This window comes from Microbacterium sp. (assembly GCF_051953575.1).
GTDB lineage: Bacteria > Actinomycetota > Actinomycetes > Actinomycetales > Microbacteriaceae > Microbacterium.
The window spans coordinates 1-14905 of the sequence record NZ_JBQCIP010000229.1 but is presented as its reverse complement, the minus strand read 5'-3'; the positions used below and the strand labels follow the sequence as shown (position 1 = coordinate 14905).

Genomic DNA, 14905 nt, shown 5'->3' with positions numbered 1-14905 from the left:
CACCGACCCCTCAGCCCCCCACATCCCCTCGTGCATAAATCCAAAATATAATTATGCATGTTGGGGTTGGGGCGCGCCCCCCACCCCCACGAGGATCAACTCAGGTTACGGCGCAGTGCCGGTTCCCGAGGGGCTCGACGCGCAACCCGGACCTGCCTTGGCCCAGTGGTCCGCACTCTGCGCCACAACACATACGTTCGTCACGGAATCTCCCGAGTCGATCGCGGTCGTGATGCCGTTCGAGCCGGCCGACTCTGCGGCAGTGTCGGCGCTGACGGACTTCTCGTCGTCGGCAAAAGCAGCTGCGGCTGCCGTCGCACCATTGGCGGCAGCCGCTTTCACCGCGTTGAGGTCCGCCTGAGCCGAGATGTTCGCGAAGATCGGAATGGCGATTGCCACGAGAATGCCCAGGATCACGACGACGATGATGAGCTCGATGAGGGAGAAGCCTTCTTCGCCCTCTTCTTCGCGGCGGCGCTTGGCGGCCTCGATGTAGTTCTTGATGGTTGCACGCATGGCGTGTCTCTCCCCAGTGTGAGTTGGTAGGTCAGCTCTAACCGACCGCCACCCCAAGTGACAGCCCTCAAACACCCCAGTTACAAATCCCAGACTCCGTTAGAGCTGGGTTTGAGACACACGCCCGAAGCGTGGATCCCCTCCCGCGACTGATCTTGCACGCTCAGGCGCAAGCTCCACCCACGCGCTCGCTCAGGGTTACCCGAAGAATCGCCCAAGTCGCGCAGACTTCGTGGTCGACGGGCCGACTCCGTACCGGCGACCTCCTCTCCCCCTCTACTGTGCTGTGGAGCGGTCGAGGGGGGACGTTGGGGTGACCGGGCTTCAGTTGATGTGGGCGATCGTCGCAGCGATCGGGGTGCTGGCGATCCCGGGCGTCGTCATCGGCGCCACCTTGCGTCTTCGGGGACTGTGGCTGGCGGCCGCCGCGCCGCTCCTGTCCGTGACGGCGATCGGGCTTGCGGGAATGGCGACGTCGGTCCTGGGCGTGGCGTTCTCGGTCTGGCCGGTGCTCGGATCCACTGTCGTGCTAGCCGGACTCGCCTGGCTCGCGACGATCGTGCTGCGAATTCGCCCGGCCGCTCCGACTCGGGGCCGCGGTGCGTGGACCGTCGTCGCGGTGGGCGTCGGTGCCACGCTCCTAGGCCTGCGATCGCTCGGCGCGTTTCCTGCACCGGACCTCATCGCTCAATCGTTCGACAATGTGTTCCACCTCGCCGCTGCACGGTTCATCACCGAGACCGGCAGGGCGTCTCCTTGGGACATCACTACGCTGTTGCGTCCCGCCGGCCAGGAGTTCTTCTACCCGAGCGGCTGGCATCAGGTGGTCGCGCTCGTCGCCGAGATCGCCGGTGCGCCCGTCACCATCGCCTCGAACGCATGCCTCATCACGATCGCGTGCATCGTGTGGCCGACGGCCGTGGTGCTCTTCACCCGCACACTCTTCGGCGGTCGTACAGCAGTACTCGTCGCCGCAGGAGTGGTCTCGGCAGGGTTCGCGACCTATCCATTCATGTTGATTGCGACGCTGGGGACCTATCCGCTCGTGCTGTCGATCGCGTTGCTGCCCCCGGCCATCGCGGCGGCGATCGAGATGACCGGCTCCGGAGAGGGACTCGTCGCACGCAGAGCCGCCGGGCTCGTATTCGCCGCTTCTCTGCCCGCACTGGGTGTCGCGCACCCTTCGGCGCTGGTCATGCTCGCGGTGCTGTTGGTGCCGGTCAGCGTGGTTGCCGCAGTCCGACTCGCGCGCGAAGCGCCCCACCGCGCCCGCGTCGCCGCCCTGAGCGTCGCGCTGTATGTCGTCCTCGTTCTCGCGATGATGCTCGTCCTGCGCACCGGTATCACCCAGCCGGACACGCTTCGATTGTCGGTTGCCGAAGCGATCGGCGATGTCGCACTCACCGCATATATCGGGCAGGGCATCCCCGTGGCCGTCGCGCTGGCGACGATCTTGGGCGTGGTGACCGCGTGCCGACGCCGGACACGGCGCGACTGGCTTGCGCTCGGAATCTGGGCGACCGCCTCGGTGCTGTATGTGGCGACCATCGCCGGGGACGAGTTCATCCGACTCGTGGTGGGAGGACCGTGGTACGTCGATCCCAGCCGGATCGCCGCGTTCGCTCCCATTACCGTCGTTCCGCTCGCCGCGACGGGCCTCGTCGCGGCATGGGACTGGTTCTCGGGCGCGGTGCATCGGTGGCTCCCCGGCCGGCCCACCCCGCAGACGATGGTCCTCACCGTCGCCGCGGTTACGATGACAGCGACGATCGTGCATTCCGCCCCGGTCCGCGATATCGACGCGGCGTTGCGTGCGATGTTCACGCCGACCGACAATGCCCTGACCAGTCGGGTCGGGGTCGGCCCAGATGAACGGCGGCTTGTCGATCTCATCGAGGTCACCGTTCCTCGGGACGACGTGATCGCGAACAACCCCCGTGACGGTTCGGGTTTCATCTACGCACTGACTGGCCGACGACTCCTCGAGCCGCACCTCCTCGGGGTTCTGGATGCCGACCAGCGCGCCTTCTACGACGGCATCTCCCGCGCATCACCCGAGGACGCTGCGTGCGAGGTTGCACGGCGACTCGATGTGCGATGGATCGTCGAATTCCATCCCGGTCAGCTGCTGTCCGGCGACCGACGATTCGATGGCATCAACGACATCGCCGGTTCCCCCAATGTCGAACTCGTGCACAAGGTCGGCGACTCGGCTCTGTACCGGATCGCCGGGTGCGGCTTCAGTGAGGAATAGCTCAGCCGCACGGACACAGGTGGTCCGAGAACTTCGGCCGGCGGCATCTGATCTTCTGCGAGGCTCAGCCCGGACGGTGCTCGTGACTAGCGGTCCGAAGCCCGCCGAAGATCACGTTGATCAGAGCCGACGCTGATCGCACCAGGGCTCGTCGATGGGCGGGACGCGCTCGCGCTTTCTTGGACACGGTGGCACTGATCGTGCGCCGGAGGCTCTGCCGCCGGCCGACTGGTGCTACGACGCGACGACGGCGCAGATGCGGTGGTGGGTTGTCGGGGGCTCGCAGCGCGGCTGCTGATATGACGGTCAGTGCGGCGCTTCTCGACAGCCTCACATCGCGCCCTTGCCATTGAGCGATATTAGAACATATCTTCCAATATTGAGGTCGTGCTAGTAGGCTCGACATGTGAGCATTTCAACGAACCCCGAGGATGACCTCGAGTGGCGCGCTGAACACTCCGACGACTGGCGCTACGCGCCCGACCCCCGTGATTCTGAGGGGACCAACCCCGACGACGCCCTCTTTGCCCTGCAGTCGACCGGCGAGGCACACACGGTCGCGGCCGTCGCACTTGAGGGCATCACCGTCAGGGCGCGCATGCTGATCGCCGATCAGTACGCCGCGATCGCGATGATCCTGAGGGATGCCGCCACCTGCCCCGACCCGTGGACGGGCCCCGACCCGACTCTCGACCCGCTGTGGCGTGATCCGCAGGACCGCTCCCCCGCGCAGGTGCGCGCCGAGCGGCGCGACGTCGCCGAGCGCGCGGCCGTTCTCGACCTCGCGGTGCGGCTCGGACTGTCCGAGACCATGATCCGGCGTCGCGCGCACGACGCCGACACGCTGCGCGAACGATGCCCTCGCACGTGGGCCGCGTTCAGCTCGGGCGCTGTGTCCGAGCAGAACGCCGGCACCGCCGCACAGCACGCCGCGACACTCCCCGACGACGCTCCTGAGAGCTGGGCCGCGTTCGATGAGGCTGTCGAACGCGCCGCTCGGACACACTCGCCTGCGCGGTTCCGGCTGCGGGCGCGCATCGTGCGCGAACGTGTGCACCCCGAGCACATCGACGCACGCCACGAACGCGCCCGAGCAGACCGCAACGTCTGGCTCACTGGCGAGCCCGACGGCATGGCGACGCTGAGCATCCAGGGCACCGCCGTCGACCTTCACCGCTCGTACCGCACCATCGACGCCCAGGCGCGCGATCTGCGCGCGCAGGACGGCGAACAGCGGACGCTCGCACAACTGCGAGCTGACATCGCGACGGATCTGCTGCTCGACGGCGATGACGAGCGCGCCAGGCTCCAGGGATCGATTCCGGATGCCGGCGCTGCCGGCAGCCCCGGCTCCGAAGATGAAGCCACCGCCGGCGCCGCCCCGTGCGCGACCTGCGGGCACATCAGCCTCGCCACGACCGCCGCACCCGCTCCCACTCAGCGCCGTCGCGATCGGGTCTCTGTCGCGATCACCGTCCCCGTGCTGACGCTCCTCGGCCACGGCGATGAGCCCGCGACGCTCGAAGGCTACGGTCCGATCGACAGCGCGACCGCGCGGCGGCTGGCCGGCGAGGCATCCGACTGGGTTCGAATACTGACGCACCCCGTCACAGGAACCGTGCTGGACGTCGACCGCAAGACCTATCGCGTACCGAATGCGCTCCGACGCTGGCTCGGGGTGCGAGATCCGGTGTGCATCAGCCCCGGCTGCACACGCCTCGCCCGGGATTGCGACCTCGATCATCGTCTCGACTGGCAGTACGGCGGCACCACGGCCGACACCAACCTCGCGCCGCTGTGCCACGCTCATCACGTCGTCAAGACGAAGAGCAGAATGACGCTATACCGCGACGAGGTCACCGGGGCTCGCTGGTGGGTGACCCCGACGCACCTGACCGTTCCCGTCGACCCCGCCCCGTTCTGACCTTCGCCATCGCGGCATCGGCCGCCGGCAGCCGCGCACCCGTCGGGATATCCTTTCGCACGCACCGACTCTGATTAACTTTATACACGCTAAAGTTAATCAATCACGCCGTCCGTCAACCCTAGGAGGTGCACCGTGCCCGCCTTCGTCGAACGTCTGTGGGACGCCCGCGACGCCTCCCACCTCGGCCGCCGGGATCGCGCGGCCGGGCGCTACCTCGCCTTCGTGCCCGACGAGCTGGGCACCGCGCTGCCACCGGTCGGGCCAGAGGCGCAAGCCGCCGCCGAGGATGCCCTCGCCGTCCTCGCCCGTGCCGACGAGCGCATCGGCGCGCACGGCGCGTACCTGAACCATCTGCTGATCCGGTCCGAGAGCATCTCGTCGTCCTGGATCGAAGGCAACCGCATCACCCCGAAGCGGCTCGCGATCGCCGAGACGCTCGATACCGGCACGCGCGTGGCCCTCGACGTCATCGGCAACGTCCGCGCGACCGAGGCGGCGATCGCCTCGCTCGCCGACCGCACGCGTTCGGTCACCGCCGACGACATCGTCACCCTGCAGCACGTGATCGAGCCCACACTCCCTTCCGGGTTGCGCACCGAGCAGAACTGGGTCGGCGGTCCCGGGTGGAGTCCGCTGCGCGCAGAGTTCGTCCCACCTCCCGAGACCGAAGTGCCGCGCCTCGTCGCGGACCTCGCCGCCTTCGTCACCGAGACGACGGGCAACCCTGTCGTCCGCGCCGCCATCGCACACGCCCAGTTCGAGACGATCCACCCGTTCATCGACGGCAACGGCCGCACGGGCCGGGCGCTCATCCACACCGTTCTGCACCGCGCCGACGCCCTGCGCAGCATCCTCATCCCGATCAGCACCGTCTTCGCCGGTGACACCGACGCCTACATCTCCGGCCTCACGGCGTTCCGCGCGGACCCGCCCCGGCTCGACGACTGGATCATCGGCTTCGCGCAGGCGACCGAGCGCGCCGCCGAGAACGCCGTCCAGCTCGCCGCCGACGTCGCCCGCATCGACGAGCAGACCCTCTCCGACCTCATCGCATACCGCCGAAGCCGCGGCGTCTCGCCCGCCACCCCGCGGCGCGACGCCGTCGTCCTGCGCATCCTCGCCTCGCTCGCCGCCGACCCCGTGCCGACGATCGAATCGGTCGCGCAGAAGCACGGCGTCTCGACGGTCGCCGCGCACCGCGCTCTGACCGAATTGGCGGATGCCGGCATCCTCGGCCGCACCAAAGACCAGCGCGGCCGCCTCATCTGCTGGACCGCCGACCGCCACCTGGCGCTCGTCGCCCTCACCGAGCGCAGCAACCGCGTCGGCGGCAGCGACACCGGCCACCGCCGGCCCACCGTCGGGCCGGCCGTCCCCGACGCCGCGCACGTCGGCCGGCTGCGCTGACCCGGCGACGCCCCGCGCGTTGCGAACGGCCAACGCGCCGCGCCAGCTCAGCGCCGAATCAGCTCACCGTGGTGGGCGCCGGCGTCGCGCACGGCCAACGCTCCGCACCGGCTCAGCGCTGGATCACGTCACCATCGTGAGCGCCAGCGTCGCGCACGGCCAACGCTCCGCACCGGCTCAGCACTGGATCACGTCACCATCGTGACCGCCAGCGTCACCATGACGACGCCCAGCCAGACCACCAGAACCAGCGCCAGCGCGAGCGCGACGACCGACGTCGCCTTCTTCGTCGGCCGCTGCACAGCGACCACGAGCCCGCCGATCGCGAGGAAGAACGCCCCCACCGCCAGCGTCAGACTCACGAGCGCCACTACGCCCGCGACCGTCGGCGCCGCCTGCCCCCACCACAGCACCACCGATGCCCCGCCCAGCGCGGCCAGCGGGATGAGCACCAGCGCGATCCGCGCAGGCACATTCCGCGCGGTCGGCGCGGGCAGCGGGCGCCCCTGCTGCCCCACATATGAGCCCGACACCGGACGGTACACGATCGGCTCCGGCTGGCGGTCGATCTGCTCGGACGCACGACGCGAGATGACCTCGTCAGGCATCGGCGGCACGGCGCCAGTCGGAGGCACCGCAGCAGCGGACTGCGCAGACTCGGCCGACAGAGCAGCCTCGGCCCTCGGCTGAGCGACCAGGCCAGTCGCATCGGCGGGCCCCGTCGCCCCTGGCCCCGCCGCCCCCGGCCCCGCCGCGCCCGGCTCCGCGGCCTGCGCACCCGCTGCACCCCGATCGAGCCCCGCAGCCGCCGCGGTTCCCGACTCCGCCGCCTCTGCCGCTTCACGCGCGCGGGCGGCCCGCAGCTCTGCCCGGCTCATCGGCACGTTCCGCGCATCTCGCGCGCTTCGCGCACGCCGCCCGCCCGGCGCACCCGCCCCGTCCGGCGCACCCGGCCTGTCTGGTGCACCCGGCCCGTCCGGCACACCCGGCCCGTCTGGTGCACCCGCCCCGTTCGGCGCGCCCGACTCATCTCCCGCCTGGGGCGGCCCCGCGCCCTGCGCATCCGCCTCCCCCGGGCGGTCGCTCGAATCTGACATCATGCTCCCCAGGCAGAATGACCGTCGATCGAGCGCAAACCTACCGGAACCGAGCCGGCAGGCGGACGCTATCCGTCGAGCACTTCGAGCCGCACCGAGACCGGCCCGCCCTCGACGAGCTTCTCGGCGGTGCGCACCGCCTTCTTCAGTGGCAGCACGTACTCCCCCGATGAGCTCGGGAAGATCGACGTGCGCCATTCGCTCCCGCCCACGCGTGCCTGCACGCGCACCGATCCGAACCCGCGGTAGGGCCGCGGGATCTCACGGATATCGGCGCTCAGCTCTTCAGGGACAGCCGTGAAGAACCAGGCGGCGTCGTCACGGGCATCCCAGCGGAAGACGTCGCCGTCGAACTCGATGATCACCGCAGCCGTTCCCCCGGCGCCCCGCCGTACCGGTCGACGAGTCGCTGCAGGCAGTCCGACCATCCCTCGACGTGACGCTCCCGCTCTTCGGCCGTCGCGAACCCCGCATGACGCACGATCACGCGCGTGGTCGCGTCCGCTGCGGGGTCGAGCTCGATGCCCACGTCGGTCACGGCATCCTCTCCGGCCCACCGCCACTCGAGCCGCAGCGACCGCGGGGCGTCGACAGCGAGCACGGTCGCCTCGACCGCGAGGTCGGCCGGCTCGGAACGCACCTGCCACCGCCCCAGCTCGCGCAGCTCGACGAGCGCCGTCGTCTGCATCCGCGGCGGCCAGTACCACTCCGCCAGCGGCGCGGACCTGGTGAAGTCGCGCCAGACGTCGTCGACGGATGCCGCCACCAGCGCCTCTTCGGTCAGCTCATGCATGAGGCCACCGTACGCCGCGGCGCCGACACGGTGGTACGGAGCACCGTCACGAAGACTCAGTACTCGGGGGCCCACTCGTCGCCGTCGGCGATCCACTCGCCCGCGGCATCCACCCGGCCTCGCTGCTCGCCCTCGAGGCCGGCCCGCCGCCACGCGGCACCTTCCGGCCAGCTCGCCGCGAAGGTCGACGCGACCTTGAACACGCGGCGCGACAACCCGCCGAGCGTCTGCACCGGGCGCGCCGACACCGGCATGCGCAGTTGCGGGTCGTACCGCACGCCGTCCGACGACCGCAGACGGATCGTGAGGTCGAGATCGTCGTGGATGCGGGCGTTGCCGCGGTCGACCTGATCGCGCACCCGTTCCCACACGCGCGTGCGCATCGCGAAGTTCGACCCGAAGACCAGCGGGATGCCGAGCCATTTGCGGATCCAGTAGTGCCCGCCGCCGATGTACCACCGCTCGCCGAGGTAGTTCTGCAGCGGCGAGCCGCCGTAGAACTCGGCGCCGCCCGTCAGCACACCGAGCGTCGGATCCGACACGAACGCACGGACGAGCCGCGCCACCCAGTCAGGGTGCGGGCGCGAGTCGGCGTCCAGGCGCGCGATGATGTCGGCGCCCTCGAGCGCCTCGTCGTAACCGCGCGCAGCGGCCGGCCAGATCCCGATCTCGGGCTCTCGCACGACCACGGCGCCGAACCGCCGGGCGACGGCGGCCGAGGCATCCGTGCTCGCGTTGTCGACGACCACGACCCGGTCCGCCGGATGCGTCTGCGCGGCGAGCGCCGCAAGGCAGGCCTCCAGGTACACCGCGTCGTTGCGGCACGGAATCACCACAGCGACGCGGGGAGCGAGGGGCACAAGCCACACCCTACTCCGGCCCGCAGACGGCCCGGGCAGCGGCGGGCGGTCTCGGCGAAATAGGTCTTGAGACCGCTTCCCCATTTGGTTACAGTCCGGTAAGTAAGCGGCACAGCTGCCGCATCCACCTCGACGGAGAGGACGATCCATGCCCACCCCCCTGAACCGCCGCGCCATACGGTTCGGCACCCTGGCGACCGGAGCCGCGCTCATCGCGAGCGCCCTGCTCGCCACCCCGGCCGTCGCGGCACCACCGCGCACGGTCGACCCGTTCCACCCGGACTTCGGTCCGAACGTCACGATCTACAGCCCCGCCACGCCCGTCGCCCAGATCCGGTCGGAGCTCGACGCGCTGCACGCCCAGCAGGTCGACGCCGAGATGAGCACGGCCCGCAAGGCCGTCTACTTCCTCCCCGGCCAGTACGGCTCGGCCGCCGACCCGCTGCAGATCAAGGTCGGCTACTACACCGAGATCGCCGGGCTCGGAGCATCGCCCGACGACGTCACCCTCAACGGCGGCCTGGAGGTCTACAACCGCTGCCTCGCCGACGGCGGCACGGGCAACTGTCTCGCGCTCGTCAACTTCTGGCGCACCATCTCGAACCTGCACGTCGCGGTCGCGAAGGCCGGGCAGGACGGATGCCGCCAGAGCGCGAACTTCTGGGCGGTGTCGCAAGCGGTGTCGATGCGCCGCCTCGACATCACGGGCGCCAACGTGTCGCTGATGGACTACTGCACCGCCGGACCCCAGTACGCGAGCGGCGGCTTCATCGCCGACTCGAAGCTGCCGTACGTGATCAGCGGCTCGCAGCAGCAGTGGCTGACGCGCAACACCGAGGTCGCCGGCTGGTCGAACGGCGTGTGGAACCAGGTGTTCTCGGGCGTCGTCGGCGCACCGGACGACGCCGGGTTCCCGAACCCGCCCTACACGACGGTCGCCAAGACCCCGATCAGCCGTGAGAAGCCGTACCTGTACGTCGACGGCGACGGCCGCTACAACGTGCGCGTCCCTGCGGCACAGCGCGACACCAGCGGCATCAGCTGGGCGAACGGGCAGACCGCGGGCCGCAGCATCCCGATCACCGACTTCTTCATCGCGAAGCCGGGCGACTCGGTGCAGGAGATCAACAACGCGCTCTCCCGCGGGCAGAACCTGATCCTCACACCCGGCGTGTACGACATCGCGAAGACCATCCAGGTCAAGCGCCCGGGCACCGTCGTGCTCGGCCTCGGCCACGCGACCCTCACCGCCGTCGGCGGGGCGGTGCCGCTCGAGGTCAAGGACAACGACGGCATCGTCGTCGCCGGCATCACGATCGACGCCGGCACCAAGCTGTCGCCCGTCCTGCTGCGGGTCGGCGCCGCCGACAGCGACAAGGCGCTCGATGCGGACGACCCCATCACCCTCAGCGACGTGTACTTCCGCGTCGGAGGCCCGCACATCGGCAAGGCCACCACCGCGCTGGAGGTCAACTCCGACGACGTGCTCATCGACCACATCTGGGTGTGGCGCGGCGACCACGGCGTCGAGGGCTTCGACCCGACCGACGGCGTCAACGGCGACAACCAGCGCTGGGCGACCAACACCGGCACCAACGGCGTCATCGTGAACGGCGACGACGTGACGGCGACGGGCCTGTTCGTCGAGCACTTCCAGCAGTACAACACGCTGTGGAACGGCGAGAACGGCCGCGTCATCCTCTACCAGAACGAGCTGCCCTACGACCCGCCCACGCAGGCCGACTGGACGCAGCCGAACGGCACGCTCGGGTACCCGGGCTACAAGGTGGCCGACGACGTCACGACCCACCGCCTGGACGGCGCGGGCGTGTACGTGTTCAACCAGAACAACCCGTCGATCCTGACCGCCAACGGCTTCGAAGCGCCCCAGACCCCGGGCGTTCAGCTGCACCACATCATGACGGTCAACCTGTCGGCCGGCACAATCCAGCACGTCGTCAACGGCGTGGGCGGACAGGCCGACAACACCAACACCGGCACGCCGCAGTTCGTGGTGAACTACCCGGCGCCCTGACGCAGAACGAGTGGATGCCTCGACCCGGCGCACACCGCCGGGTCGAGGCATCCGTCGTTCACCAGAGCGGGTGGATCGCCGCCCGCAGGTCGCGGTCGTAGACCTCGCGCACGACGCGGTCGAACGCGGCGACGTCGAAGTCCGAACCGCCCTCGCCCGCGAGCAGGGCGGCGGCGGCCGCGTTCGACTCCGCCTGAGCCACGTTGCGGGCACCCGGGATGACACTCGTCACGCCCGGCTGGGACGCGATCCACGCGAGCGTCGCGGCGGGCAGCGAGACACCCTCCGGGAGCGCGGCCGCGAGTTCCGCGGCGGCGGCGACGCCCACCTCGAAGTCGACGCCCGAGAACGTCTCGCCGCGGTCGAACGCCTCACCGTGCCGGTTGTACGTGCGGTGGTCGTCGGCGGCGAACGTCGTCTGCGCGGTGTACCTGCCCGACAGCAGCCCAGACGCGAGCGGCACGCGGGCGAAGATCGCGACTCCGGCCTCCGCCGCGGCGGGCAGCACGGCGTCGAGCGGCTTCAGCCGGAAGGGGTTGAAGATGATCTGCACGTTCGTCACGTTCGGACGCGCGATCGCGGCGAGCGCCTGCGCGCACGTCTCGACCGAGACGCCGTACGCGGCGATGGCGCCGTCCGCCACGAGCGCATCGAGCGCGTCGTAGGTCGCGTCGTCCTCGATCACGGCGGTCGGCGGGCAGTGCAGCTGCACCAGGTCGAGCGTGTCGACGCCGAGGTTGCGACGCGACCGGTCCGTCCACGCACGGAAGTTCTCGGGCGTGTAGTTCTCGGGCTCCTGCGGCAGGCGCCGGCCCATCTTGGTCGCGACCGTGACGCCATGCCCTGGCCGTTCCGCCAGGAAGCGCCCGATGATCGTCTCGCTGCGCCCGTCGCCGTACACGTCGGCGGTGTCGAACAGCGTCACCCCGCGATCGAGGGATGCCGCCAGCACCGCCGTCGCGTCCTCTTCGGTGACGGCGCCCCAGTCCGCGCCGAGCTGCCAGGTTCCGAGTCCGATCGCCGACACCGTGCGTCCGGTGCGGCCGAGTGCGCGCTGCTGCATGAGGTTCCTCCGGGGTCGGGGCAAGAGGTGTGCACACCAGCATCCCACGACGTGAGAGGCGGCCGCCTAACGCCGAACGGCCCTGATGGCAAGCCGCATGAGCGGCATCAGGCAGCGGCTAGGTTGAGCGGCGAGGGGAGGAAACGTGACCTTTGAGAGCACTCCACGGCTGCGACGAGCCGTGTCGTACACGGCTCGTCTGGCGAACCAGCCGCGGCTGCTGCTGGCCGTCAAGACCTCGCTGGCCGCGGTGCTCGCCTGGTACCTCGCACCGCTCATCCCCTTCGCCGAGGACCAGTACTCGTACTACGCCCCGCTCGGTGCGCTCGTCACGATGCACCCGACGATCGCCCGCTCCGCCCGCGTCGGCGGCCAGGTGCTCATGGGACTCGCCCTCGGCATCGCGATCAGTCTGTGCGGCATCGGGGCGATGCACCTCGGCGTCCCCGGCGGGGTCGTGCTCGGCACTGTCATCGGCGTCGGCGTGCTCCTCGGCGGCCTGCGGTGGCTCGGGGCCGGCGGCGACTGGGTCGCCCTTGCGGCGCTGTTCGTGCTGCTCGCGGCCGGCGGAGACCCCGAGGGCTTCTCGATCTCCTATCTCGGGACGACGGCGTTCGGCGTGGTCGTGGGCATCGCCGTCAATCTCGTCGTCGTGCCGCCCCTGTATCTACGACGCGCGAGCGAACGCCTGTCGGCCCTGCGCGACACGGTGACGGACGTCCTCACCGACCTCGCCGACGCCGTCGCGCACGACGAGATCGACGCCGACCGCGTGCACCGGGCGCTCGAGACGCTCAGCCGGACGGGCGAGGCGGTCGCGGGCGACGTCGACGAGGCGGAAGAGAGCGTCCGCGCCAACCCTCGGCGACGACGGCATCAGGACGTGCGCGAGCAGAACACGCAGCGCATGGCGGCGCTCGAGCGTGCCGCCTTCCTGACCCGGGATCTCATCGATCTGCTGCTCGAGCTGCGCGCGACCGACGACGGGACCCTCATCGCCGTCGTGCGGGACGACCTCGCTCTCGCCATCCGCCGCGCGGCGGACCTCGTGGGCACGCCGGTCGGCGACGCACGGGCGCGCGATCGGCTCCGCGCCGCGGACGAGGCGCTCGCGGCGTACCAGCATGCACTGGGCGATCCCCGTCCGCGCCGCCGCGACGACGTGGCCACCGGCGCCGCCGTGGAACTGTGCCTGCGGCGCATCATCGATGTGGCACGGCCGTTCGTCTGACCTCGCGCCCGGCATGCGGCATCCATTTCATTCAAGGGAATGGATGCCGCCACCCCGCGGTTGAGGACGACATGAGCGACATCGAGTTCGGACTGGACACCTTCGGAGACGTCCCCGAGGGCGACGACGGCGCGCTGCTGAGCTACGGCGCGGCGATCCGCCAGGTCGTCGACGAGGCCGTCCTCGCCGACGAGCTGGGCGTGGACGTGTTCCTCGTCGGGGAGCACCACCGCCCCGAATACGCCATCTCGGCGCCCGAGACGGTGCTGGCCGGCATCGCGACGAAGACCGAGCGCATCCGCCTCGGTTCCGGCGTCACCGTGCTGAGCTCCGACGACCCGGTGCGCGTCTTCCAGCGCTTCGCGACCGTCGACGCGCTGTCGAACGGACGCGCCGAGGTGATCCTCGGACGCGGCTCGTTCACCGAGTCGTTCCCCCTCTTCGGCTACGACCTCGCCGACTACGACGTGCTCTTCGAGGAGAAGATCGCGCTGTTCGCCGAACTGCTGAAGGAGAAGCCCGTCACCTGGCAGGGCACGACCCGCGCGCCCCTGGTCGACGCGGACGTCTTCCCCAAGACCGACTCGGGCCACCTGAGCACGTGGGTGGGCGTCGGCGGATCCCCGCAGTCCGTCGTCCGCACCGCGAACTACGGCTTCCCCCTCATGCTCGCCATCATCGGCGGCGACCCGCGGCGCTTCTCCCCGTACGTCGACCTCTACCGTCGCGCGTCGGAGCAGTTCGGACACACGCCGCTCCCCGTCGGCATGCACTCCCCCGGCTTCATCGCCGACACCGACGAAGAGGCCCGCGAGATCGTCTGGCCGCGTTACAAGGTCATGCACGACCGCATCGGCGCGCAGCGCGGCTGGCCGCCGATCAGCCGCGGCCACTTCGAGCAGGAGGTGCGCACCGGATCGATGTACGTCGGCTCGCCCGAGACCGTCGCCCGCAAGATCGCCTCGGCGGTGCGAGGTCTTGATGTGGGCCGCTTCGACCTGATCTACACGTCGGGGTCGACCCCCGCGAGCGCCCGCCTGCGCTCGGTCGAGCTGTACGGCTCGAAGGTCGTGCCGATGGTGCGCGAACTGCTCGCAGAGAAGGCGGCGGTCCCGGCGTGAGCGATACGCTGACCGGCGTGGAACCCGAGGCCGCCGACGCGAGCGACGGTGAGGATGCGGCCACCGCCCGCATCGGCACGCTCGGCATCCTCGGCGCCGGCAAGGTCGGCACGATCCTCGCCCGCCTCGCTGCCGCGGCCGGCTACCGCGTGCTCGTCGCCGGCTCCGGAGACCCGGCGCGCATCGCCCTGACCATCGACGTGCTGGCGCCCGGAGCGACGGCGGCTGCGGCATCCGACGTCGCCCGCGAAGCGGATGCCGTGCTGCTCGCGCTCCCCCTCGGCAAGCACCAGAGCCTGCCGGTCGACGAGCTGCGCGGCAAGCTCGTCATCGACGCCATGAACTACTGGTGGGAGGTCGACGGTCTGCGCGACGACCTCAATGACCCGCGCACCTCCACGAGCGAGATCGTCCAGCGCTTCCTCCCCGATGCGCGCGTCGTGAAGGCCTTCAACCACATGGGCTACCACGACATCGACGAGGAGTCCCGGCCCGCCGGTGCGGAGGGCCGCAAGGCGATCGCGATCGCCGGCGACGACCCGGCCGACCTCGCCGTCGTCGCACGCCTGGTCGACGACCTCGGCTTCGACCCCGTGGTCGC

General features: G+C 70.3%; 13 protein-coding genes. 7 read left to right on the top strand and 6 right to left on the bottom strand.

Annotated features, from left to right (window positions below):
• Positions 1–105 precede the first annotated feature (105 nt).
• A complete protein-coding gene (locus tag ACTHNQ_RS13775; RefSeq protein WP_440334230.1) occupies positions 106–516 on the bottom strand; it encodes a pilus assembly FimT family protein in 411 nt (136 codons plus the stop codon).
• Positions 517–829: 313 nt separating this feature from the next.
• Here ACTHNQ_RS13775 and ACTHNQ_RS13770 point away from each other — a divergent pair, with 313 nt between their 5' ends.
• The 3 genes from ACTHNQ_RS13770 to ACTHNQ_RS13760 all read left to right on the top strand — a co-directional run bounded on the left by ACTHNQ_RS13770 (position 830) and on the right by ACTHNQ_RS13760 (position 6104).
• Complete coding sequence (locus ACTHNQ_RS13770) at positions 830–2770, top strand: DUF6541 family protein (RefSeq protein ID WP_440334228.1); 1941 nt, start codon at positions 830–832, stop codon at positions 2768–2770.
• Between the two features lie 406 nt (positions 2771–3176).
• Entirely contained in the window at positions 3177–4694 is a 1518-nt protein-coding gene (locus tag ACTHNQ_RS13765; protein WP_440334226.1) for a DUF222 domain-containing protein, read from the top strand.
• Between the two features lie 135 nt (positions 4695–4829).
• Positions 4830–6104: a Fic family protein gene (locus ACTHNQ_RS13760; RefSeq protein WP_440334224.1), complete on the top strand. Its 1275-nt coding sequence runs from the start codon at positions 4830–4832 to the stop codon at positions 6102–6104.
• 188 nt (positions 6105–6292) lie between these two features.
• Here the strand turns inward: ACTHNQ_RS13760 and ACTHNQ_RS13755 are convergent, their stop codons facing one another.
• The 4 genes from ACTHNQ_RS13755 to ACTHNQ_RS13740 all read right to left on the bottom strand — a co-directional run bounded on the left by ACTHNQ_RS13755 (position 6293) and on the right by ACTHNQ_RS13740 (position 8854).
• Positions 6293–6739: a hypothetical protein gene (locus tag ACTHNQ_RS13755; RefSeq protein WP_440334222.1), complete on the bottom strand. Its 447-nt coding sequence runs from the start codon at positions 6737–6739 to the stop codon at positions 6293–6295.
• A 530-nt stretch (positions 6740–7269) separates the two neighbouring features.
• A complete protein-coding gene (locus tag ACTHNQ_RS13750; RefSeq protein WP_440334220.1) occupies positions 7270–7566 on the bottom strand; it encodes a DUF1905 domain-containing protein in 297 nt (98 codons plus the stop codon).
• Positions 7563–7994 carry an SRPBCC family protein gene (locus tag ACTHNQ_RS13745; RefSeq protein ID WP_440334219.1) on the bottom strand — a complete coding sequence of 144 codons (432 nt, stop codon included), beginning with the start codon at positions 7992–7994 and terminating at the stop codon, positions 7563–7565. The genes ACTHNQ_RS13750 and ACTHNQ_RS13745 overlap by 4 nt, the downstream gene beginning before the upstream one ends.
• Before the next feature lie 56 nt (positions 7995–8050).
• Complete coding sequence (locus tag ACTHNQ_RS13740; RefSeq protein ID WP_440334217.1) at positions 8051–8854, bottom strand: glycosyltransferase; 804 nt, start codon at positions 8852–8854, stop codon at positions 8051–8053.
• Positions 8855–9002: 148 nt separating this feature from the next.
• Between ACTHNQ_RS13740 and ACTHNQ_RS13735 the strand changes: the two genes are divergently transcribed.
• Positions 9003–10889: an adenylyl cyclase gene (locus ACTHNQ_RS13735; protein WP_440334215.1), complete on the top strand. Its 1887-nt coding sequence runs from the start codon at positions 9003–9005 to the stop codon at positions 10887–10889.
• Between the two features lie 58 nt (positions 10890–10947).
• On the opposite strand, the gene ACTHNQ_RS13730 is transcribed toward ACTHNQ_RS13735, so the two are convergent.
• A complete protein-coding gene (locus ACTHNQ_RS13730; protein WP_440334213.1) occupies positions 10948–11952 on the bottom strand; it encodes an aldo/keto reductase in 1005 nt (334 codons plus the stop codon).
• 145 nt (positions 11953–12097) lie between these two features.
• Between ACTHNQ_RS13730 and ACTHNQ_RS13725 the strand changes: the two genes are divergently transcribed.
• From ACTHNQ_RS13725 to ACTHNQ_RS13715, 3 genes are all read left to right on the top strand, one after another.
• Positions 12098–13183 (top strand): FUSC family protein, encoded by a 1086-nt coding sequence (locus tag ACTHNQ_RS13725; protein WP_440334211.1) that lies wholly within the window; start codon positions 12098–12100, stop codon positions 13181–13183.
• A gap of 71 nt (positions 13184–13254) precedes the next feature.
• Entirely contained in the window at positions 13255–14304 is a 1050-nt protein-coding gene (locus ACTHNQ_RS13720; protein WP_440334209.1) for an LLM class flavin-dependent oxidoreductase, read from the top strand.
• The coding region (locus ACTHNQ_RS13715) for an NADPH-dependent F420 reductase (protein ID WP_440334207.1) at positions 14301–14905 on the top strand (605 nt) is incomplete at its 3' end. The genes ACTHNQ_RS13720 and ACTHNQ_RS13715, both read left to right, overlap by 4 nt.

Bases quoted from the DNA above. Each gene is read 5' to 3' on its own strand.
- ACTHNQ_RS13735 (WP_440334215.1), top strand. From the start codon at position 9,003: ATGCCCACCCCCCTGAACCGCCGCGCCATACGGTTCGGCACCCTGGCG.
- ACTHNQ_RS13745 (WP_440334219.1), bottom strand. From the start codon at position 7,994: ATGCATGAGCTGACCGAAGAGGCGCTGGTGGCGGCATCCGTCGACGAC.
- ACTHNQ_RS13720 (WP_440334209.1), top strand. From the start codon at position 13,255: ATGAGCGACATCGAGTTCGGACTGGACACCTTCGGAGACGTCCCCGAG.
- ACTHNQ_RS13775 (WP_440334230.1), bottom strand. From the start codon at position 516: ATGCGTGCAACCATCAAGAACTACATCGAGGCCGCCAAGCGCCGCCGC.
- ACTHNQ_RS13730 (WP_440334213.1), bottom strand. From the start codon at position 11,952: ATGCAGCAGCGCGCACTCGGCCGCACCGGACGCACGGTGTCGGCGATC.